Annotated in this window: 26 protein-coding genes; 15 read left to right on the top strand and 11 right to left on the bottom strand. The window is 42.9% G+C overall.

Annotated elements, in window-relative coordinates; genetic code table 11:
* Positions 1–81: 81 nt before the first annotated feature.
* Positions 82–318: a NifU family protein gene (locus ACQKL0_RS00685; RefSeq protein ID WP_402871006.1), complete on the bottom strand. Its 237-nt coding sequence runs from the start codon at positions 316–318 to the stop codon at positions 82–84.
* A gap of 154 nt (positions 319–472) precedes the next feature.
* Here ACQKL0_RS00685 and ACQKL0_RS00680 point away from each other — a divergent pair, with 154 nt between their 5' ends.
* Positions 473–799 carry a YuzD family protein gene (locus ACQKL0_RS00680; protein ID WP_402871009.1) on the top strand — a complete coding sequence of 109 codons (327 nt, stop codon included), beginning with the start codon at positions 473–475 and terminating at the stop codon, positions 797–799.
* 73 nt (positions 800–872) lie between these two features.
* On the opposite strand, the gene ACQKL0_RS00675 is transcribed toward ACQKL0_RS00680, so the two are convergent.
* Entirely contained in the window at positions 873–1940 is a 1068-nt protein-coding gene (locus tag ACQKL0_RS00675) for an NAD(P)/FAD-dependent oxidoreductase (protein WP_402871012.1), read from the bottom strand.
* A gap of 303 nt (positions 1941–2243) precedes the next feature.
* Here ACQKL0_RS00675 and ACQKL0_RS00670 point away from each other — a divergent pair, with 303 nt between their 5' ends.
* On the top strand, positions 2244–2480 hold the full coding sequence (locus tag ACQKL0_RS00670) for a YuzB family protein (protein WP_402871015.1): 237 nt from the start codon (positions 2244–2246) through the stop codon (positions 2478–2480).
* Positions 2481–2552: 72 nt separating this feature from the next.
* Here ACQKL0_RS00670 and ACQKL0_RS00665 read toward each other — a convergent pair whose 3' ends face one another.
* Complete coding sequence (locus ACQKL0_RS00665) at positions 2553–3278, bottom strand: DUF2225 domain-containing protein (protein WP_427685695.1); 726 nt, start codon at positions 3276–3278, stop codon at positions 2553–2555.
* A 203-nt stretch (positions 3279–3481) separates the two neighbouring features.
* Between ACQKL0_RS00665 and ACQKL0_RS00660 the strand changes: the two genes are divergently transcribed.
* Together ACQKL0_RS00660 and ACQKL0_RS00655 are read left to right on the top strand one after the other, a co-directional pair.
* A complete protein-coding gene (locus tag ACQKL0_RS00660; protein WP_402871018.1) occupies positions 3482–3844 on the top strand; it encodes a HesB/IscA family protein in 363 nt (120 codons plus the stop codon).
* A 368-nt stretch (positions 3845–4212) separates the two neighbouring features.
* Entirely contained in the window at positions 4213–4362 is a 150-nt protein-coding gene (locus ACQKL0_RS00655; protein ID WP_402871020.1) for a hypothetical protein, read from the top strand.
* A 95-nt stretch (positions 4363–4457) separates the two neighbouring features.
* Here ACQKL0_RS00655 and ACQKL0_RS00650 read toward each other — a convergent pair whose 3' ends face one another.
* Together ACQKL0_RS00650 and ACQKL0_RS00645 are read right to left on the bottom strand one after the other, a co-directional pair.
* Entirely contained in the window at positions 4458–5099 is a 642-nt protein-coding gene (locus tag ACQKL0_RS00650; protein ID WP_427685693.1) for an SDR family oxidoreductase, read from the bottom strand.
* 179 nt (positions 5100–5278) lie between these two features.
* Entirely contained in the window at positions 5279–6271 is a 993-nt protein-coding gene (locus tag ACQKL0_RS00645) for an NAD(P)/FAD-dependent oxidoreductase (RefSeq protein ID WP_402871026.1), read from the bottom strand.
* A gap of 380 nt (positions 6272–6651) precedes the next feature.
* Here ACQKL0_RS00645 and ACQKL0_RS00640 point away from each other — a divergent pair, with 380 nt between their 5' ends.
* The 4 genes from ACQKL0_RS00640 to ACQKL0_RS00625 all read left to right on the top strand — a co-directional run bounded on the left by ACQKL0_RS00640 (position 6652) and on the right by ACQKL0_RS00625 (position 9720).
* Complete coding sequence (locus tag ACQKL0_RS00640; protein ID WP_427685691.1) at positions 6652–7869, top strand: NAD(P)/FAD-dependent oxidoreductase; 1218 nt, start codon at positions 6652–6654, stop codon at positions 7867–7869.
* A 117-nt stretch (positions 7870–7986) separates the two neighbouring features.
* Positions 7987–8466 carry an NUDIX domain-containing protein gene (locus ACQKL0_RS00635; protein WP_402871032.1) on the top strand — a complete coding sequence of 160 codons (480 nt, stop codon included), beginning with the start codon at positions 7987–7989 and terminating at the stop codon, positions 8464–8466.
* Positions 8467–8569: 103 nt separating this feature from the next.
* On the top strand, positions 8570–8887 hold the full coding sequence (locus tag ACQKL0_RS00630; RefSeq protein ID WP_402871034.1) for a YuiB family protein: 318 nt from the start codon (positions 8570–8572) through the stop codon (positions 8885–8887).
* A gap of 137 nt (positions 8888–9024) precedes the next feature.
* Positions 9025–9720, top strand: coding sequence for a 3D domain-containing protein (locus ACQKL0_RS00625; protein ID WP_402871035.1), 696 nt, complete (start codon positions 9025–9027; stop codon positions 9718–9720).
* Between the two features lie 55 nt (positions 9721–9775).
* Here the strand turns inward: ACQKL0_RS00625 and ACQKL0_RS00620 are convergent, their stop codons facing one another.
* A complete protein-coding gene (locus tag ACQKL0_RS00620) occupies positions 9776–10570 on the bottom strand; it encodes a cobalamin-binding protein (RefSeq protein ID WP_402871038.1) in 795 nt (264 codons plus the stop codon).
* Between the two features lie 11 nt (positions 10571–10581).
* A complete protein-coding gene (locus tag ACQKL0_RS00615) occupies positions 10582–11064 on the bottom strand; it encodes a divergent PAP2 family protein (protein ID WP_402871041.1) in 483 nt (160 codons plus the stop codon).
* A 280-nt stretch (positions 11065–11344) separates the two neighbouring features.
* Between ACQKL0_RS00615 and ACQKL0_RS00610 the strand changes: the two genes are divergently transcribed.
* Positions 11345–11881 (top strand): N-acetyltransferase family protein, encoded by a 537-nt coding sequence (locus ACQKL0_RS00610; protein WP_427685689.1) that lies wholly within the window; start codon positions 11345–11347, stop codon positions 11879–11881.
* Between the two features lie 123 nt (positions 11882–12004).
* Positions 12005–13510 (top strand): leucyl aminopeptidase, encoded by a 1506-nt coding sequence (locus tag ACQKL0_RS00605; RefSeq protein WP_427591393.1) that lies wholly within the window; start codon positions 12005–12007, stop codon positions 13508–13510.
* 36 nt (positions 13511–13546) lie between these two features.
* On the opposite strand, the gene ACQKL0_RS00600 is transcribed toward ACQKL0_RS00605, so the two are convergent.
* Entirely contained in the window at positions 13547–13945 is a 399-nt protein-coding gene (locus ACQKL0_RS00600; RefSeq protein WP_402871049.1) for a hypothetical protein, read from the bottom strand.
* A 241-nt stretch (positions 13946–14186) separates the two neighbouring features.
* Between ACQKL0_RS00600 and ACQKL0_RS00595 the strand changes: the two genes are divergently transcribed.
* From ACQKL0_RS00595 to ACQKL0_RS00575, 5 genes are all read left to right on the top strand, one after another.
* Positions 14187–14936, top strand: coding sequence for a GTP cyclohydrolase II (locus ACQKL0_RS00595; protein ID WP_402954312.1), 750 nt, complete (start codon positions 14187–14189; stop codon positions 14934–14936).
* A gap of 15 nt (positions 14937–14951) precedes the next feature.
* Positions 14952–16046: a bifunctional diaminohydroxyphosphoribosylaminopyrimidine deaminase/5-amino-6-(5-phosphoribosylamino)uracil reductase RibD gene (gene ribD / locus ACQKL0_RS00590; RefSeq protein ID WP_402989990.1), complete on the top strand. Its 1095-nt coding sequence runs from the start codon at positions 14952–14954 to the stop codon at positions 16044–16046.
* Positions 16047–16067: 21 nt separating this feature from the next.
* Positions 16068–17162: an FAD-dependent monooxygenase gene (locus tag ACQKL0_RS00585; protein WP_427685687.1), complete on the top strand. Its 1095-nt coding sequence runs from the start codon at positions 16068–16070 to the stop codon at positions 17160–17162.
* Between the two features lie 16 nt (positions 17163–17178).
* Positions 17179–17745, top strand: a complete 567-nt coding sequence (locus tag ACQKL0_RS00580; RefSeq protein ID WP_402871341.1) for a 5' nucleotidase, NT5C type — start codon at positions 17179–17181, stop codon at positions 17743–17745.
* A 162-nt stretch (positions 17746–17907) separates the two neighbouring features.
* Positions 17908–18300, top strand: coding sequence for a hotdog fold thioesterase (locus ACQKL0_RS00575; RefSeq protein ID WP_402871057.1), 393 nt, complete (start codon positions 17908–17910; stop codon positions 18298–18300).
* A gap of 52 nt (positions 18301–18352) precedes the next feature.
* Here ACQKL0_RS00575 and mnhG read toward each other — a convergent pair whose 3' ends face one another.
* The 3 genes from mnhG to ACQKL0_RS00560 are packed head-to-tail and all read right to left on the bottom strand — an operon-like array spanning position 18353 to position 19435.
* A complete protein-coding gene (mnhG, locus tag ACQKL0_RS00570) occupies positions 18353–18691 on the bottom strand; it encodes a monovalent cation/H(+) antiporter subunit G (protein ID WP_403125165.1) in 339 nt (112 codons plus the stop codon).
* Positions 18675–18911 (bottom strand): Na(+)/H(+) antiporter subunit F1, encoded by a 237-nt coding sequence (locus ACQKL0_RS00565; RefSeq protein ID WP_402871344.1) that lies wholly within the window; start codon positions 18909–18911, stop codon positions 18675–18677. The genes mnhG and ACQKL0_RS00565 overlap by 17 nt, the downstream gene beginning before the upstream one ends.
* A gap of 47 nt (positions 18912–18958) precedes the next feature.
* Positions 18959–19435 carry a Na+/H+ antiporter subunit E gene (locus ACQKL0_RS00560; protein ID WP_402871061.1) on the bottom strand — a complete coding sequence of 159 codons (477 nt, stop codon included), beginning with the start codon at positions 19433–19435 and terminating at the stop codon, positions 18959–18961.
* Between the last annotated feature and the right edge of the window lie 3 nt (positions 19436–19438).

Raw genomic sequence — 19438 nt, 5'->3', positions numbered from 1 at the left:
TTCTATAGCAGACTAAATATATTTAGTCTGTATGTGTTGTATCTAATATGGTTGAATGCTCAACCCGTTATTAAAGGCTAATTAGAAAACTTGCTCAACTTCCACTACCCCGGGAACTTCTTCAAGAAGTGCGCGCTCAATCCCAGCTTTTAGAGTAATGGTCGAACTTGGGCAGCTTCCGCATGCTCCTAGTAATCGTAATTTTACAATTCCATCTTCTACGTCAACTAGTTCACAGTCACCGCCATCACGAAGTAGAAACGGACGAAGTTTATCTAGAACATCTTGAACTTGTGTTTCCATTTGTTGGTCAGACATTGCAATCGACTCCTTTCCTAATCATATTATAATGCGAACATAGTAAAAAATCCAACTGTAACTTTGCGGAAATTAAATCTATTCTTTTCGAATCTGTCATTAATAGGGATAAGATTCCAAAAATCACAGAGAAAATACATGGTGGAGGTAACAGATGATAAAGAAAAAAATTGAAATAGAGGTATATGGGGCGACGCAAATATGTGCGAGTTGTGTTAATCTTCCCTCTTCGAAAGATACATATGAATGGCTTCAAGCCGCATTGACACGAAAGTTTCCAGAGCAACCATTTTCCATTACTTATATTGATATGTTGAATCCGCCTGATGTTGATAGGCAAAAAAACATGGCGGCGAAGATGGTCGAAGAAGATTTATTTTATCCACTTGTCCTCATTGAAGATGAGATTGTGGCCGAAGGGAACGTTCACCTGAAAAAAGTTGTGGAATTAATGGAGAACTACGGATATAAAGGGAAATGAAAAAACTGACCCAGGAGGAAGCTTTATAGCAGCTTTTTGAGTCAGTTCAAGAATAGGTTCATGAAATTTTAGATTAACCGTTATGGTATTTATACATCCAAAGTATCCCGGATTTCATTAGGCGTGCCACTCTTCCTGTGATAGGACGGTTAGCGACAAGTCCAAAACCTTGTTTCTTCCCAAGAGAACCTAATGTCCCTTTTAATTTTACGGGAGGGAAACTTTCAGGAAGTGGTTCATTGGCCCATTTTTTCAAGAGAACTTGAACAATCTGTTCGGCTTGAGATTCCGCTAATTGAGCACTCGGTGCATGTGGCAAACTAGCGCAGTCGCCGACTACAAAAATGCTGTCATTGGTAGGAAGGAAATGCTGTGGTGTAAGAACGGCTCTTCCTTGACGGTCTTTTTCGATATCCATGTCACGAATGATCTTGCTTGGTTGTATGCCGGCTGTCCAGACAATAACATCACTATGAACCGCTTCATCCCCATTATAAAGCAGGTTAGGTTCAACTTTAGTGATATTAGAATGATGAACGATTTCGATGGTATGTTTATCAAACCATGATTCGACAAACGTACTTAGTCTTTCTGGGAAAGCAGATAGAATATGTGGTCCACGGTCGAAAAGCTTTACGTTCAAATCAGAACGACTTTCAATTAATTCACTGGCTAACTCGACACCGCTAAGGCCTCCGCCAACGATTGATACGGTTGCACCAGCGCCCAAATTATTCAAAGCTGAATAAGTGCGACGTGATTTATCGATGGTTTGGATGCTATATGTGTGTGTATCAGCACCAGGAATATTGTGATATTTATCTTCACATCCAAGGCCGATAACTAAATCGTCGTAAGCAACGGGCTCTTGGTTCTCGATAATGACTTGTTTGTTCTCCATATCAATGGAAAGTACTTCTCCGTATACGTTCTTTAAGCGAGGGTGTTCTGGAAATGCAACACGGATGTGCTGATCAGGAATAGTACCTGCTGCTAGTGCATAATATTCGGTTTTTAAGCAGTGATAAGGATTGCGGTCGATTAGTGTGATGCTCACGTTTTCAGGAAGCTGATTAGGCAGCAATCTTTGTAACATGCGCATACCACCATACCCACCACCAAGTATGACTAAATTCTTCATATGTTTTTTCCCCTTTGTTTGATCTCTAGAAATAATGTTAAGTATTTCACTTGTGAAAATAAATTATCCTACTATAGGATTCCCCATTTGTATCCTATGGAATTATGTGAATAAATATATGCCTAATTTGTAGAATAATAAAAATATTATATGATTTCTTGTTTACATACCCCGACAAAAGTATAACGAATATAACTGTAAATCACAACCGATATCTTAAAAACGGCGTATTTTTGTGCGTATTTATTGACTGTTAATGTGAAAAGGTTTAGGATAAACTGTTAATGACAGCGAGGTGAAACGATGTATCCAATCATTGAGTTCTGTGTAAGCAATCTGGCCAGTGGGGCACAGGAAGCTTTCGAAAGATTAGAGAAGGATCCTAATTTAGATATTATTGAATATGGTTGCCTAGGATATTGTGGGAAATGTTCCAGTTCTTTGTATGCCCTTGTTAATGGCGAAGTAGTTTCTGGGGATACAACGGATGAACTTGTGAAAAATATATATAAATTTATTGATGAATATCAAATGTTTTAATCGACATAAATAAAAAGGAGGCAGCCGAATAACATGTTGGGCCGCCTCCTTTTTGGTGGAGGATACATTTCCTCAGGCATTTGCCGCGATACCACCCATTTCCGATTCTTCCTTGATTTCATGCCACCGGTCTCTGGCCATTTGGATAATGGACGATTCCCTGGCGTGTTTTTGCCTTTCAAGTACCATGGAAAGAAATTTAATGGCTGCCTGTGTATTTCCGATTCTTTTGGATATATCGCCGGCAAGGTATAAAATCCTGACTTCCGATACTTGCGTGCCGCTGAAGTCCCCTGATGAATAAGATGCTTCATATTCCTGAAGAGCAAGTCGTAGGAACCTATTTTCCTGCTCCTGTTTATTTTGAAATCTATACAGCCAGGCAATCCGTAAATGAATACCGGCCAGGATGATATGTTTCTCCTTTTTCAAGGAACCGCAATAACTGGCCAGTTTATAGGTTTTGATTGCATCTTCAACGGAACGTACATCACTGAAATGATGGGGATTCCATTTAGAACAGATTTTCTCTTCGATGACTTCTTTTGTGGTAGGTGGGAAATATCGTGAGAAATCTTCAGAATAGGAAAAACCGCAGTGTCGACAAACGTGAATATAATAGTAAAGGACGTTAGCGTCCGGGTTTTCATATATAGGACAAAAATCAGTGTCATAACGGGATACTTTAATAAAGCGTGAACGTATTTTCTTAGTGGTTGATGTTTGTTTACAATGAAGACATTCTATACTTTTATCATATAGAGGCTGTAATTCTTCGATAGAGATTACCTCCTTCATAAAATCTTATAAGACTAATTACACAGGTAATTATACCCATAAATCACGATTTAATCTAGTTTTTTCATGAAATGTGGGGGGATAATGATCTGGAACATTTAATTTTTTTCAAGCTGGAAAATTGAGCAGGGGAATTTCTTTGGTATATACTATAAGTAAAGAAAGATTCTATCTCACATCTTTAGGAGAGGGAGCGGTTTATAATGAGTGAAGTTGTTCAGATTACGGAAGCAGCTGCTTTTCAGATAAAAGAAATGATGAAGCAAAACGAAGAAGAGGGATCGTTTTTAAGAGTGGCTGTAAAAGGCGGAGGCTGCAGTGGATTATCCTATGGCATGGGGTTGGAACAGGAACCTGGCGAGAAGGATGAGAAGTTGGAACAATTTGGGATCCATATCCTTGTGGACAAAGAGGATGCCAGCATATTGAATGGAACGGTCATCGATTATAAACAAACGATGATGGGTGGAGGATTTACGATTGAAAATCCTAATGCCATCGCGTCATGCGGTTGTGGATCTTCCTTCAGGACGGCTACCGAAAAAGGTACGCCGGAGAACTGTTAATGGTTGGTTGACGGTCAGTGATCGTTAGCGTTTAGTTAATTCGATATCAACGTTTATATCTGGCGCTTCTTGACGTATGTAACGATACGTTGGGAGGCGTCTTTTTATGTCAGGATAAAAGACTTATCCAATAAACACGTAGAAGCGAGCATTCTAAAATGATAATGAAATGCTTATGTGGATTCGTCGTCTTTTGTCGATTAAAGCATAAAGTCCCTTGCTATGTTAGTATTACGTGTGTGCACGAACCGTATATATGGAAGGTTAGCAGGACACAAATAAAGTAATAAGGTTTACTTCACAAAAATAAGGTATGATATATTTATTGAATAGATTCTCTTTAAAGACAGGAAAAGTAGGTGAACATAGTGGGAAAATATCAATTGGATTACAAAGGCCAGGCAGCTGTGACAAGATATCAGGAAAAGCAGACGACTGCCAAATTTGATAAAAAGCAGCATATTGAAAATCTGCGTGCGGAGTATTTGAAAAAAAAGCAAAAACAAACAGATAAATAATATGAATGAAACCCTAGGAAGACTAAAATCTCCCTAGGGTTTTCTTATGGAAAAAGGGAGACACATTTGAAGTGTCCCCCTTTTTTTCATCATTCTTATAGGGTTTTCAAGGCTTCCTTGATCGGTTGGTCACCACTATGAATTTCGAACGTTTTATTGAAGGTGTTTTTTTCGGAGATGACTTGGGCCAATACTTTAGCGACATCCGCTCGTGGTATGGAAGTATCGACATGGTCGACTTTTGCATCTGCCTTAATTTTCCCAACCGCTTGGTCATTGGTCAATGCGACGGGACGGACGATGGTATAAGTGAGACCGCTCTCCTTTAAATGTTCATCCGCATCATGCTTGGCTTCGAGATAGTGTTGCATTCCTTCGGGGCCTTGTTGGGGCTGATCGGAACCGACGGAGCTTAACATGACAAAGCGCCCGACGCCTTTTTTCTTAGCGGCATCAATCAGTTTGATTGCTCCGTTCTTATCCACAGCCGTGGTCTTATCAGGTCCTGTCTTCGGACCTGAACCAGCAGCAAATACGATGGCGTCCATGTTATCCACCGCTTTATCCACACTTTCCTCTAAATCAGCGAGGATGGGCTGTCCGCCAAGGTCTTTTATCCCTTGTGCTTGTTCTTCTTTCCGGATCATTCCATATACCGTATCTTGTTGGGTTTTTGATAGTTCTTCGATGATTTTCTTACCAGTCGTTCCATTCGCGCCTGCTATTAAGATATTCATGAATGTAAACTCCTTTCTTTATCTTCTCTTACATTCATTACCCTTTATTGAAGAGTCCGAAAACATCTAGAACACATTGTGGATAACTGCTTTCCCGGAAGTTATCCACAAGTTAATAAAACAAATAAAAAAACCAGCTCAATTCAGAGCCGGTTAAAAGTGAAATGAGCGATAGGATGCTAAAACATGGAAGAGCTGTGCATGGGCTGCACTTTTGCTTTTGGGTCAATGTATTGCTTCGCATGATTGACGGCAGTAGGGGCTTCGCCAAAGCCGCTGGCAATTAATTTGACTTTGCCATCGTAGGTTGCGATGTCACCAGCCGCGTAGATTCCGGGGATGTTCGTTTCCATTCTGGAGTTGACTAAGATGTTGTTTTTCTGAATATCGAGCCCCCATTCTTTGATGGGACCAAGAGAGGAGATAAAGCCGTAGTTGACGATGACTGCATCAACATCCAATGTTTCGGTTTCTTCTCCATTCGTATCCTTAAGGACGACTGTTTGAATTCGATCTTCCGTACCAATTAAATCTGCAGGTATGTAAGGGGTTTTAATTTCTACTTTAGAATTTTTTAGATTTTCGACACTATGTTCGTGAGCGCGGAATTTATCCCTTCTATGGACAATGCTCACCTTTTCAGCGATAGGCTCTAACATGAGTGCCCAGTCCACTGCGGAATCGCCGCCTCCGAAGACCACCACTTTTTTCCCTGCAAAACGGTTAAGGTCATCAATGAAATAATGAAGGTTCGTACCCTCATATTGTTTAGCATTCTCGATTTCGATGCGTCGAGGTTGGAAAGCCCCGTTTCCGGCAGTGATTATAATTGTTTTGGAATAATGTACTTCTTTATCCGTGGTTAACATGAAGACGCCATCGGCCTGTTTCTCCACTTCTTGAACGGATTGTTCCAAGACGACGGTTTGTTCGAATTTCGCCATTTGCTCTTTCAAATTATTGACTAATTCCTGAGCCAGCACTTTAGGAAAACCTGCGATATCATAGATGTATTTTTCAGGATAAAGAGCGGATAATTGTCCACCCAATTGTGGGAGGCTTTCAATGATTTTGACTGATGCCTGTCTCATACCACCATAGAATGCGGTAAATAAGCCTACAGGTCCACCACCAATGATGGTAATATCATATACTTTTTCATTTACTTCCAACGCTATCCCTCCGATATACTAGGTTTGTTGAAATTCTTTCTTCATTTTAACATAGTTGAAGTTAAAGAAGATGGATAAATTTTTTGAAAAATGAGAAAGTTCGTGCGAGCAATCAGGCATACTAATCATCGAAATGAAAAGTTACGGCATCAAGTAGACGGATTTTCCATTAATCAAGGGGAAATCGGTTTCCTTGAAAAATGAGAGGGAATGGAATAATATTCAATTATATGGAATTTGTTGGTTCGTTCGTGAACTTTAATTAGTGAAAGGCATCACATATGAATAGGATTGCCTTCTTTAATGGAAATTAAGGATATCGCATAGAAATTGAGATGGAAAGCGGGATAAAGAAAAATACTGTAAAGGTGGAAGATTACTTGAAAAAACCAACTATCGTTATTTTGGGAGCAGGTTATGGCGGTTTGATGACCGTAACTCGATTACAAAAAGCATTGGGACAAAATGAAGCGGAAATCATCTTAGTGAATAAAAATGATTATCATTATGAAACAACCTGGTTGCATGAGGCGTCTGCCGGAACCCTTCATCATGATCGTGTGCGCTATCCCATCAAGAATGTCATCAACAAAAGTAAAGTGAGGTTCGTTCAAGACTCCGTTTTAGAAATCAAGACCGAACAGAAAAAAGTCATTCTAGAAAATGGCGAAGTTTCGTATGACATCTTAGTGGTCGGGCTTGGCCCAGAATCAGAAACATTCGGCATTCCAGGATTAAAGGAATATGCCTTCTCCATTTCCAATTTAAACTCGGCCCGGAAAATACGGGATCATATCCAATTGCAATTTGCCACATATAGCTCGGAAATGGAAAAAGACGAAAATCGCTTGACCATCGTAGTCGGTGGAGCTGGGTTTACGGGCATTGAATTCCTTGGGGAGTTAGCCAATCGTGTTCCTGTGCTGTGTAAGGAATATGATATTGACCCTCAGAAAGTCCGCATGTACTGTGTAGAAGCTGCACCGGCGGTACTTCCTGGTTTCGATCCCGAATTAGTGGATTATGCCGTTGCATATCTTCAAAAAAAAGGAGTGGAATTCAAGATTGGCACGCCTATCAAGGGAGCTACCCCTGAAGGAATCATCGTGGCAATTGGTGAAGAGGAAACCGAGGAGATCAAGGCAGGGACCGTTGTTTGGGCAGCTGGAGTCCGTGGGAATTCCGTCATTGAAGCTTCGGGATTCGATGCAATGCGTGGTCGCATAAAAGTGAACCTCGATATGCGGGCACCAGGTCATGATGATATCTTCATCGTGGGTGACTGTTCATTGATCATCAATGAAGAAATAAACCGGCCATATCCCCCTACCGCACAGATTGCCATGCAGCAAGGAGAAGTCATTGCGAAGAACATTACCAAGTTGGTCCGCAACCAAACCGACCTAGATACCTTTACGTTCGAAAACAAAGGGACGGTATGTTCACTTGGTGAGCATGATGCAATCGGGGTTGTTTTTGGTAAGAAAGTGACGGGGAAAACGGCCTCGTTCATGAAGAAAATGGTGGATAATAGAGCGTTATTATTGATAGGCGGCCCTTATTTGGTTGCGAAAAAGGGTAAATTCAACATCCTGTAATTTCATAATAAAGGTATGAGCCATTCAAGAAATTTCCGGGATGGCTTTTTTCTATTGTGTATGACTGAAAAAAAAGGTTTATAATACAAATATTGAGAGAAATGAGGAGTGAAATGATTGGAACGCTGCAAAAATGTCTGGTTGGCTGTATCGGGTCTCGTGATTTCCGATAAAGGCGAATGGCTTGTCGTTAATAAACGGTATGGAGGATTGGAAGGTCAATGGTCCCTCCCTGCTGGCTTCGTTCGAAATGATGAAACGGTGGATGAGGCAGTCATTAGAGAAGTGCTGGAGGAGACGGGGATTCATACGGAAATTGAAGGGATGGTAGGCGTCAGGAGTGGAGTCATCAAAGGGGAAATAAGTGATAATATGTTGGTGTTTTTACTTAAGCCGCTTAGTTTTGATGTATCGGCTCAAATGGACGAGCTATATGAAGCTAAGTTCTATGATCCGGAAGCCCTCATTGCGGAAGGCAAGCAGTCTGTGTTATTGAATCATCTTTTATCCTTTAAAAAGGAAAGAATGCAGACGATGCTCGACGGAGTCAATCCAGGGAATCATTTCGGATATACCTCTTATAAATTATTTATGTAAGACAATGATGCATCACAAGGGATTAATTGGTATTATGTCGTTGACGAACCAATTATGTATTCTGTAAACTAAAAGTGGTTCTTTTAAGGAGGTCTAGAAGATTATGCCATTACCGGTATTGGTCATCTCAATACTTTTATTCTTTGTATTGTTTTTCGGGATAGGCTTTTTACTTAACATGCTTTTTCGATCATCATGGATCATGGTCGTCCTTTTTCCTATCGTTTTCCTTGTCATAGTGAATAAAGCCAAGTTGATTGAATATTTCAGACAACCCAGTGACACGTTTTCCGAACTTGGGACGAGCCTAGCATCCTTGCATGCGGCGGATCTGATGATTTTATCAAGTGGATTAATTGGTGCAATAGGGGCTGGAATCACGATTAAGATATTGAGGAATAAGGGATACCAAATGTTTTAAATAGGTGGGGCTTCCATTTAGTGGTGGTCCTTTTTTTTGTTTTTCTAGTGATATGTAGTCATTTTTGGGTCTATATGAATACTTTTCCTCATGTTAGGGAACAAATATCCTTGTGAGAGGAGTGGAATGACATACATATGAAAATCATACGGACATTATTTTTGCGGGTTGCCATCATCCTATTGTTTTTCTTGGCTATTGAATCAACCGTTCATCATGTTTTTGGAGCCGAGCCCGAAGTCCATCCTTTGGAAGAAACGATTAGGAAAAATACGGTATTCGAGCTGGAATACAAAGCCTTTCATCGTGGGCACCATAAAGCGACCTTTATAGCATCGTCCACGAAAAAAAGTGGGGGACCGCCAACGATAGAAGAGGCTATAGAGCTTTCGAAGTATCCAAAACATAAGGTGTTGGCAACGGGATATACAGCAGGCTATGAATCCACCGGTAAATATCCGGATAGCCCGTCTTATGGCATTACCTATTCTGGGGTGAAGGTGAAGCGGGATATGTTTTCGACCATTGCTGCTGATCTATCCGTGTTTCCGCTAGGTACCATCCTTTGGATCCCTGATTATGGTTTTGGGGTGGTAGCCGATAAGGGTGGGGCGATTAAAGGGAACCACCTTGACCTGTATTACGACACGGTGCAAGATGTATATGAGAAGTGGGGAAAGAAAACCCTGGAGGTCTATCTTGTACAAAAAGGAAACGGGCGTTTTTCAGAGGAACAGTTATATGAGTTGAATGAAATGAAAGTGAGGCAGGTCTTCAAACATACGATCGCCGAAAAAGCGGTCCATACAAGCATGTCTTCCTTTGTGTTTTAAATACATGAATGCTCGCAAAAAAGCCGACTCAATGTAGAGCCGGCTTTTTTGCCGTTCAATCTGTAGGGATGTGGAGGTAGGCTTCGGGATGAAGCGTCCTAGCCAGTTTGGATAGTCCATCCAGCAATCTGGGGGACGGCCGGCAGAATAAGGGTTCTTCCATGATATGAATCGCATGGTTTTGGACGGCTTTCATTTCCGACCAGCGCTTCCGTTTCTTGATTAATTCAGGGTTGACCTTATGTAACGGGACGCCGACCCATGCTAAACAAATGTGGTCCGGGTCCTTTTCTAGGACTTCTTCCGATGGCACTTGAATGCTTGCCATGTCTACTTCTTCAAAGAGGTTATACCCTCCAGCCAGACGGCTGATTTCCGTTAACCAATTGACCCCGCCAGGTGAGAAAAGGGGATTGGGCCACCATTCCCAGTAGAGGGAAGGGGGATGGTCGATGCTGTCCGCTACCATCTTATATTGCCGGATGGTGGAACGGAATTTGTCCGCCTGCAACGCGGCCTTTTCCTGTACCTGAACGGCTTCCCCAAGGGTCAGTAAATCCTGGGCGATATCTTCAAGCGATTGCGGATTAAAGATGATATAAGGAATCTTTCGTTTTTTGAGTGCCTCGATGTTTTTTTCCATACCAGGTACGCTGAGGGAAGCAAGAACCAAATCAGGTTTTAATGATTCCACGAGATCGATGTTAATGGACAGATCTGGACCGACTTTAGGCAGATGCTGTATGGAGTCGGGCCAATCCGAATAGTCATCGATGGCAATCAACTGGTCTTCGATTCCGAGATATGTACAGAGTTCGGTATTACTTGGGCAAAGAGAGATTAATTTCATTTATAAGTCACCTACCCTTGAAAGATTAAAAAGTGAAGAACAAGTGCGATGAATACTCCAGTCAATGCTCCGAAAAAGACTTCAATCGGTTTATGGCCCAATAATTCCTTCAATTGCTGCTGCTTCTGCTTCTCCTCTTTCTTCTGCCAATTCTTCGCTTGTTCGACAAATAAATTGAAATCTGTGACAAGCTGATTCAGGACGGCAGCCTGTTCCCCTGCCTGCCTCCTAACACCCGTTGCATCAAACATCGTGATGATGGCAAAAAGTGTCGCAACGGCAAAGATGGGTGAGTCCATGCCCGTTTCAATCCCCACTGCTACGGTAAGTGCAGTCACGGCGGCTGAATGTGAACTTGGCATACCGCCCGTTGAGTTGATCAACGACCAATCCCATTTACGAAAGGCGATGAAATGAATCGGGACTTTAATGAATTGGGCAAAGAAAATGGCGATTAAAGCGGCAATTAAAGGGAAGTTTAAAAAAAATTCCAAAAGTTTCAGCCTTCTTTCCATTTATAAAGTAACGGTGAGACGGGAAAATATTCATCCTTACTAATACTTTCCATCATATCCTATCGATTCCCTGCTTATTGGAAATAAATATGATCTTTCTTATACTCTTTCTCTAAAGGGCGGCTTTCTAAACTACTTCCTTACTAGGCAGGTGAAATAGAGCTAAGATTTAGAAAGAAGAGGCGATTCTTTAGAAGGTCTAGGTAGGTCGATAAAGAATATGAATAGTAATCATATGTTTTATAAGGAGGAGATAGTATTGTCTATTTCAAAAGACCCGGTTAGTTACATGGTTCGTCCTGGAAAACTGGAAGACTCCGAGGCGATTTTAGACATCCAGAAATCCGTTGTGTCAGAAGGTGAATTCCTAATCGCGTTATCCACAGAGTTCAATAAAACATCTTCCCAACAAAGCGAATGGGTTCAGAGCATATTGGATCATGAAAGAGAAACATTACTGGTAGCTGAAAGTGAGGGAGAAGTCGTTGGTTGGATAGTATTCGAAATGGCCAAAAATAGAATGCGATTGTCCCATACAGGCACCTTTGGCATGATGATAAGAAAGGGTTATAGAGAAATGAGGATTGGAAGTATGCTACTACAGGCATTATTGGATTGGGCAGAGAGCAATCCCTTCATCGAAAAAGTGAGTTTAGGCGTTTTCGCATCAAATCACGGTGCTATTACTTTGTACAAGAAAATGGGGTTCATTGAAGAAGGTCGTAAGGTTAAAGAATTTAAAATGAGTGAAAATGAATATGTCGATGATATCCTGATGTACAAATTGGTTAAGTGAAATCGAATGGATCATCTTGTTTAAATGAATGAAGCGGGCATTTCAAATCCACTTTGTGCATTGAATTCGGAAATTTCGGGGAATTTGGTTATAATAGGAGTATTCGAATGGAGGCGTATCAGAATGTTTACAGTGAAACATACATTAAACTTAGATGTTACGGAAGAATGCCTGTTAATGGGTGTGTTTGATCGGCCGATTAAATTCACGGGGATTGGGCAGGAAGCGGATGAGAAATTATCGGGACATCTTACACAATTGGTGAAGGATGGTGATATCTCTTCCAAGAAGAAGTCCATCACTAAAATACATACTTTAGGAAAACTAGGCGTAAAGAGGCTGATTTTTGTCGGTCTAGGGAAAGAAAAAGAACTATCTTTCGAGACTTTAAGGGAAGCTTTAGGGAAGGCCCGCAAAGTGGTGGCTGAATCAAGGCTTACGACAATCAGCATCGCTTTGGACACCTTCACGACTGAACAGTTGGACGCACTGGATGCGGCGCATGCATTCTCCGAGGCATTTGAGCTGGCAGGCTATAAATTTGCCGGGTATAAACAGAAATCGAACCAGATAGAAAAAAGTTTGGAAGCCATCACGGTTTATAGTGAGTGCCAAACGGATGAAGTGGGAGCGGCCCTACATGTCGGCCGTGTGTTTGGGAAAGCGACGAATTCAGCGAGGACGCTAGTTAATACACCTGGGAACTTACTGACTTCCACGGATTTAGCGAACTATTCCATGGAATTGGGGGACCGGTATGGATTCGAGGTTGAAATCCTCGAGAAGGAAGACATGCTCAAGCTTGGAATGGGTGCTCTTCTAGCGGTCAATCAAGGATCGGTCGAACCACCGAAAATGATCACCCTCAAATATCAGGGAAAAGAAGAATGGACGGATGTAATCGGGTTGGTCGGAAAAGGAATTACCTTCGATACAGGAGGTTACTCATTAAAAACGAAGGCTGGAATCGTTGGAATGAAAACGGATATGGGCGGTGCAGCGGCCGTCTTGGGTGCGATGGAAATCATCGGGGAATTGGGCCCGGATCAAAATGTCGTTGCCGTCATTCCTTCTACCGATAACATGATCAGTGGAAATGCATTTAAACCGGATGATGTGATTACCGCCATGAGTGGTAAAACCATCGAGGTGCTGAATACGGATGCCGAGGGACGGCTTGTATTGGCGGATGCCGTGACATATGCGAAACACCATGGTGCGGAATACCTTGTCGATGTTGCCACCTTAACGGGTGGTGTTATAACGGCCTTGGGCAATGATATGACAGGTGCCATGACCAATAACGTGGAATTCTATGAACAAGTTCAAAAGGCCTCTGAGGAAGCCGGTGAGCCAATGTGGCGCCTGCCGATTACCGAAAAGGATAAAGAGCGTGTGCGTAATAGTAAGATTGCGGATTTGAATAATTCGCCGGGAGGAGCCGGGCATGCCATCATGGGTGGTGCCTTTGTCGGTGAATTTGCCGAATCGACCCCATGGGTCCATCTCGATATTGCGGGAACATCCACGACAGCGAGCGCAAATGAACTGGGTACGGCCGGGGCGACTGGAGTCATGACCCGTACCCTTGCCCTTCTTGTGGAAACATTCAATCCGGGCAAGAACTAGGATCGATGCCGAAGCCGGAAAGAGGCTTCGGTTTTTTCATATGTTGCTCCACTTCAAACTGATGATGACATGGCAATTTATCTCTCCTTTTTTCGGATAAAAATCAAAACGGATGCCATCGGGATTGTACTTGATATCTGGTTCGTTTTTAATACCTGTCTTTTTGATCATGTCGGTGACGGCAGCCGTTTTCGATTCTTGGGCGGCGGACATGAGCCGTGTCGAAAATGGTTTGGACGAGGCAATCATATCCACTACTTTTTTTGCATCATCCATTAACGATTGCGAAGATTTAGCCGATTGAATCAAGAGGTCGGGGTTTCCGGCGGAGAAAGGGCGAAGCAGCGGATCTACCTGATTGCGATAAGGCATTCCCCAATCACGGTTTCTCTGGAAAAAATCTTGGTCGAAAAAAAAATAAGGGATATCAGCCAAAGGTTTGCCTCCCTTTCCTATGTCTTTCCATAGACAGGTTTATTATATAGGTTAAAATATGAGTGGATGTAGAAGATTATGATAGTGTTTTAGAAAGCCGTTTTTCTTACTTGGAAAATAGAAAGAAGTGTACACTATTATTTGTAAAAATCCTCACTTGGTAGTATACTTAAAATACTTGCTTACCTTAAGTAAGTAGCAAGACCGTACTATATAAAACTAAAAAATAGGTGATTTTACTATGAAAATAACAAAGCAAATAAAAGACCTTTTAATAGATAAAATGAACATCCTGAAAACACCGGGTAAAGATGATCTATGCCTGGTCGGTCCCGTGAATCTCCCTGTTAAGCAAGGTGACTTTTCGGCTGTCTTCCAATGGTACACCTGGCTTCAGCTTGATGGCGAGGATAATGTTGAAGAAGCAGTGCTCGAATCGCTTTCGACTGCCAACTTGGCTTTTGGCCAGCAATCTTCGGTATTGGTGTATGGTGATTTCGAGAAAGCGGAGGATGCACTCGTCCGTATGCACAGTATCTGCCATACGGGGGATATATTCGGCAGTCAACGTTGTGATTGCGGATACCAGCTTCACCAATCGATGAGGATGATTGCCGACGCCGGAACCGGCGCCATTTTTTACCTTGCGGATCATGAGGGAAGAGGTATTGGCTTATTTACAAAATCATTGGCTTACTTGCTTCAGCAAGAAGGATTTGACACCGTTGAAGCGAACCATGCTTTGGGATTCGAAGATGATACAAGATCTTATGAAGGAGCGATCACGGTGTTGAAAGCTCTGCGTCATAAACCCGTAACGCTGATTACGAATAATCCTAAAAAGCTGGCAGCGCTTAAGGAGCATGGCTTGACGGCGAAGAATCATATCCCGCTTTGGGGTGGTTTGACTGAAACGAATAGTTTCTATCTGGATACAAAAATCAAGAAATCCGGGCATATCCCACTAGAGGATCCCACTGTAATTGTGTGAAGGGGAGCTGTGATGATGAATAATGATCAATATTACATGAAACTGGCTTTGGACCTAGCGGGCAGTGCTAAAGGGAAGACGAACCCGAACCCCATCGTCGGGGCTGTTATTGTGAAAGACGGCGTGATTGCCGGAACAGGGATTCACCGCAAAGCCGGTGAACCGCATGCCGAGGTCCATGCATTCAAAATGGCGGGAGAGTATGCCAAAGGTGGAACTTTATATGTGACGCTTGAACCTTGTTCCCATTATGGGAAAACACCACCATGTGCGAACTTGGTGAAGGAATCGGGAATTAAACGGGTCGTAGTGGCCATGGAAGATCCCAACCCGGAAGTTGCAGGGAGAGGAATCGCGCTTCTTAAAGAGGCAGGCATTGAAGTGGAAGTGGGCATTTTGGAAAAAGAAGCACGAAGGCTGAATGAACGCTTTATCCATAATATGACGACAGGGCGGCCTTTTGTCCTGTCCAAATTTGCGATGACGCTCGATGGGAAGCTGGCGACCCACACTGGACATTCGAAATGGATTACAGGGGAAGAATCCCGTCACTCGGTCCACTTGCTACGTAATGAGGTCGATGCAATTTTAGTCGGCATCGGAACGGTCCTGGCCGATAATCCATCCTTGACGACCCGGCTTCCTGAAGGCGGGGGAAAAAATCCGGTCCGCATCATTTTGGATAGTGAACTCCGCGTACCTCTAGATTCCCATGTCTTACAGGTAGAAGAAGCGAGAACGGTCATTGTCACGCATGAAAATGCCTCGTTGGAAAAAATCGCCTCCCTAAGCGAAAGAGGAGTCGAATTCATCATGGTCCCCAAAACAGAAGCAGGGTTGGATTTGGAGATCCTGATGGCCGAACTATATAAAAAGGGGATAACGGATGTCTTGCTTGAAGGCGGAAGCGAGGTAAATGCTTCATTCTTAAGGGCAGGACTCATCGATAAATATCTAATCTATGTAGCTCCTAAACTATTGGGTGGAAGAAACTCACTTACTCCTTTTTCAGGGGACGATGTAGATCAAATGGATGAAGCCTTGGATGTTTCCATCTCTCATGTTGATACGTTTGGAGAAGACATCCGCATAACGGCTTATCCAAAATAAAATAGACAACAGGTGAGAAGCATGATGGGTAAAACGGATGTTTGCATTGTCGGTTCAGGACCTGGAGGGGCGCTTTTAGCCTATTTATTGGCCAAACAGAACATTTCGGTCATCCTCCTTGAGCGAAATCAGGCAGTCGCACAGGAATTTCGAGGGGAATTCTTAAACGATGAAGGGGAGAGCATCCTTAAAAAGCTTGGCTTATTTGCGAAAGTGGAGAATCTGGGCCTGCTTAGAATGGAACAGATTGAATATTGGCAGGAGGGGCGACTGGTAAAAGAGATTTATCCGGACGCCCATCAAGATAATCTGGGCATTCATGTTCCGCAGAAGCATCTGTTGAAGGTGATCTTGGATGAAGCTGAAAAGTTAGATTCCTTCCACTTGATGCTGAACACGAGGGTGACAGATCTCGTCCAGGACAAAGAGGGGCGGTTCTGTGGAGTGAAAGCCGTTAAGGATGGGAGTGAATTCACCATTCAAAGCCGATTGATTGTCGGGGCGGATGGAAGGTTTTCAACGGTCCGGAAAAAAGCGAAAATCCCGGTTGAGGTCAAGAACCACGGCTATGATTTACTCTGGGCTAAAATACCGGCCCCTTACGGATGGAAGCCATCGATCAAGAATGCATTGGTCAATGGTTCCCAGTTGGCACTCTTCACTCAGGCGGGTGGTTTCATCCAAATCGGATGGAATATAGAACATGGTTCGTACCCTCAGCTTCGGAAACAGCCTTTTGAACCTTTTATTGAAAAGTTGATCATGAATTTCCCAGAGTTACGGAGTGTGGTCCGTAAAAATATCCAATCCTGGCAGGACTTCATTTTATTGGACGTTCATAGTTGCTCATGTGAAACGTGGACCAAAGATGGTGTTCTGCTAGTGGGGGACGCGGCCCATACCATGACCCCCACTGGTGCTTTCGGACTCAATTGTGCCCTTGGTGACGCTGAACTAGTGGCCCAACAAATTTATGAACACATCCTTCTGGGAGATAGCGGATTAACGGGGCTCAAAAGGGCGGAGCCAAAAAGAAGAGCTTATATTGAAAAGCTACAGGCCTTGCAGGTGGACATGGAGAAATCTTTTGAATCCTTGTTTACCGCGTATGTTTAAATGGAGAGTGAAGAAGATGAGATTCGGTTTTGATATAGATGATACTTTGATTAATTTAAGGGAATATGCATTCCAGTTATATAATGAAAAGCTCAATAAAAATGTAGAGTTAACAAAATTCAAAGCCTTGAAAACCTTGGAGATTCATGAATTGTTCGAGATGAGTAAAGAAGAAGGCGGAAAAATGTGGAATAGCCTTGCCGAAGAAATCTATTATTCCTCGTGCCCGGCGTTTGAGGGGGCAGTGGAAGCATTACAGACCCTTGAAAACGAAGGACATGAAATCTTTTATATTACGGCAAGAAAAGCCGAGCATGGTGAACGGACGAAACAATGGATGATCGAGAATGGATTCCCTGTAAAGGACGACCATTTTTATTGTGGCATGAAAGACCATGAAAAAATTGAAACGATCAAGAAATTGGAGCTGGACTATTATTTCGATGATAAACCGGCCGTTTTGGAAACGTTGGTGGGCATTCAAACGAAGGTATATGCCATCGATAATTCCTATAACCGTGAGATAGAGTCCATCCCAAGACTGACAAACTGGTCGGAGCTGAAGCAGGTTATATCCAAGTAAGACAGGCATGCATATGAGATGGAGGATGACTGGAAGGTACCCGGATCATCCTCTTTTTTCACCAATAATGAATGGTTATTCATTTATATCTGTTATAACTCACCCAGACAAGGTAGAATGGTTTTAATGATAGAATTCTAAAATGAAAGGGATGGGTCTAAGATGGATATCAATGTGGAAGGTTCGTTGATTGGCGCACTTGGGATAGAAATGAAGGAATTGAGTAATGGGAAAGTCATTGCGACCATGCCCGTCGATGAACGGACAAAACAGCCATTTGGTCTATTGCATGGAGGCGCATCGGTCGCCCTGGCCGAGTCGGTTGCGAGCATCGGTGGTTTCCAGCTGGTCGACGGCACGAAACAAGCGGTCGTCGGGCTTGAAATCAACGCAAATCATGTAAGGGGTGTCCGTTCGGGCCTTGTCACTGCAGAAGGGAACATCCTTCATCATGGGAGAACGACCATGATATGGGATGTGAAGATCCGGGATGAAGAAGGAAACCTGGTCTGCGTTTCCAGATGTACGCTGGCAGTCATCGACCTGCCAAAGTGAGAGTGAACAAAAAGGAGCTGCCGTTGGGTAAAACGGCAGCTCCTTTTTTGCTTCATCGGCTTTTCTTCAAATCATCCTGGACACTTTGATCCCACATTTTAACGCCAGAATGGTAGGCGGAGCGGTTGATCAAATGTCCGGCTACTGGACTGGTCATGAAGATGAAGATGATGGCTAGTACGACACGGAAATCGAAATGACTGTGCTTGTAATAAAAGTATAAGAGTGTCCCAATCAGGATGAACATGATCCCGAGGGTGGAACTTTTGGATACGGCATGATTTCGTGTATAAACATCAGGCAACCGGATAATGCCGAAGGCGGATACCAAGAATAGAAAGACACCGATCAAAATAAAGCCTGCAGAAAGAAATTCAGCGATTTCGGTCATTTTCGATGATCTCCCCTTTCTCAAGGAACTTGGCGAAAGCGACCGTTCCGATAAATGACAGGATGCCGAGCAACAGGATGGCTTCTAAATAAGCATTCGTATCCATGACGATGGATGCGAGCGCCACGAGAGCGATGAGGTTGATGCCCATCGCATCCAGGGCAATGACCCGGTCAGGAACAGAAGGTCCTTTAATTAACCGGTATAGAAACCCGAGCATGGATAGTGAGACACCGAGCAAAGCGATTTTAAGTAAAAGATCGAACATTATTTGCTCACCTCCATGATTGCTTTTTCAAATGTGTATTTAATGCTGTCGACGGCTTCTTCTTTATCAGCGATATCCATCGCGTGGATATAAAGGATGCGATTGTCTTCCGAAACCTCCACAACCAGGGTGCCTGGGGTCAGCGTGATTAAATTGGATAGGACGGTAATCTCCCAATCCTTCGTAAGCACGGTCTCGTATGCGAAGATACCCGGTTTCATATCGAGCCTTGGCTTAAGTATGACCTTAAGTACGCTAATATTGGATAACAGGAGCTCCCTGGCGAAAATGAAGAACAGCCGGATGACGGCATACACTCGGTTGAGATAAAAACGGCTGGTGAAAAAATGACGGAAGATAAACAGGATGCCAAGTCCTAAAACATAGCCAATGATGAAGGTGCTTCCGTTGAATTCATTTTTCAAAAACATCCAGATGATAGCCAGGAATACATTCAGTAAAATTTGAAAGGACATCAG

This window comes from Peribacillus sp. NPDC097264, from assembly GCF_050277925.1.
Taxonomy (GTDB): Bacteria; Bacillota; Bacilli; order Bacillales; family DSM-1321; genus Peribacillus.
The sequence above is the reverse complement of the archived record's forward strand: the minus strand, read 5'-3'. Positions and strand labels throughout refer to the sequence as shown.

Excerpts from the sequence above, each read along its gene's own strand:
- ACQKL0_RS00685 (WP_402871006.1), bottom strand. The coding sequence starts at position 318 with ATGTCTGACCAACAAATGGAAACACAAGTTCAAGATGTTCTAGATAAA.
- ACQKL0_RS00680 (WP_402871009.1), top strand. The coding sequence starts at position 473 with ATGATAAAGAAAAAAATTGAAATAGAGGTATATGGGGCGACGCAAATA.
- ACQKL0_RS00675 (WP_402871012.1), bottom strand. The coding sequence starts at position 1,940 with ATGAAGAATTTAGTCATACTTGGTGGTGGGTATGGTGGTATGCGCATG.
- ACQKL0_RS00670 (WP_402871015.1), top strand. The coding sequence starts at position 2,244 with ATGTATCCAATCATTGAGTTCTGTGTAAGCAATCTGGCCAGTGGGGCA.
- ACQKL0_RS00665 (WP_427685695.1), bottom strand. The coding sequence starts at position 3,278 with ATGAAGGAGGTAATCTCTATCGAAGAATTACAGCCTCTATATGATAAA.
- ACQKL0_RS00660 (WP_402871018.1), top strand. The coding sequence starts at position 3,482 with ATGAGTGAAGTTGTTCAGATTACGGAAGCAGCTGCTTTTCAGATAAAA.
- ACQKL0_RS00650 (WP_427685693.1), bottom strand. The coding sequence starts at position 5,099 with ATGAATATCTTAATAGCAGGCGCGAATGGAACGACTGGTAAGAAAATC.
- ACQKL0_RS00630 (WP_402871034.1), top strand. The coding sequence starts at position 8,570 with ATGCCATTACCGGTATTGGTCATCTCAATACTTTTATTCTTTGTATTG.
- ACQKL0_RS00625 (WP_402871035.1), top strand. The coding sequence starts at position 9,025 with ATGAAAATCATACGGACATTATTTTTGCGGGTTGCCATCATCCTATTG.
- ACQKL0_RS00620 (WP_402871038.1), bottom strand. The coding sequence starts at position 10,570 with ATGAAATTAATCTCTCTTTGCCCAAGTAATACCGAACTCTGTACATAT.
- ACQKL0_RS00605 (WP_427591393.1), top strand. The coding sequence starts at position 12,005 with ATGTTTACAGTGAAACATACATTAAACTTAGATGTTACGGAAGAATGC.
- ACQKL0_RS00595 (WP_402954312.1), top strand. The coding sequence starts at position 14,187 with ATGAAAATAACAAAGCAAATAAAAGACCTTTTAATAGATAAAATGAAC.
- ribD (WP_402989990.1), top strand. The coding sequence starts at position 14,952 with ATGAATAATGATCAATATTACATGAAACTGGCTTTGGACCTAGCGGGC.
- ACQKL0_RS00585 (WP_427685687.1), top strand. The coding sequence starts at position 16,068 with ATGATGGGTAAAACGGATGTTTGCATTGTCGGTTCAGGACCTGGAGGG.
- ACQKL0_RS00580 (WP_402871341.1), top strand. The coding sequence starts at position 17,179 with ATGAGATTCGGTTTTGATATAGATGATACTTTGATTAATTTAAGGGAA.
- ACQKL0_RS00575 (WP_402871057.1), top strand. The coding sequence starts at position 17,908 with ATGGATATCAATGTGGAAGGTTCGTTGATTGGCGCACTTGGGATAGAA.
- mnhG (WP_403125165.1), bottom strand. The coding sequence starts at position 18,691 with ATGACCGAAATCGCTGAATTTCTTTCTGCAGGCTTTATTTTGATCGGT.
- ACQKL0_RS00565 (WP_402871344.1), bottom strand. The coding sequence starts at position 18,911 with ATGCTCGGGTTTCTATACCGGTTAATTAAAGGACCTTCTGTTCCTGAC.
- ACQKL0_RS00560 (WP_402871061.1), bottom strand. The coding sequence starts at position 19,435 with ATGTCCTTTCAAATTTTACTGAATGTATTCCTGGCTATCATCTGGATG.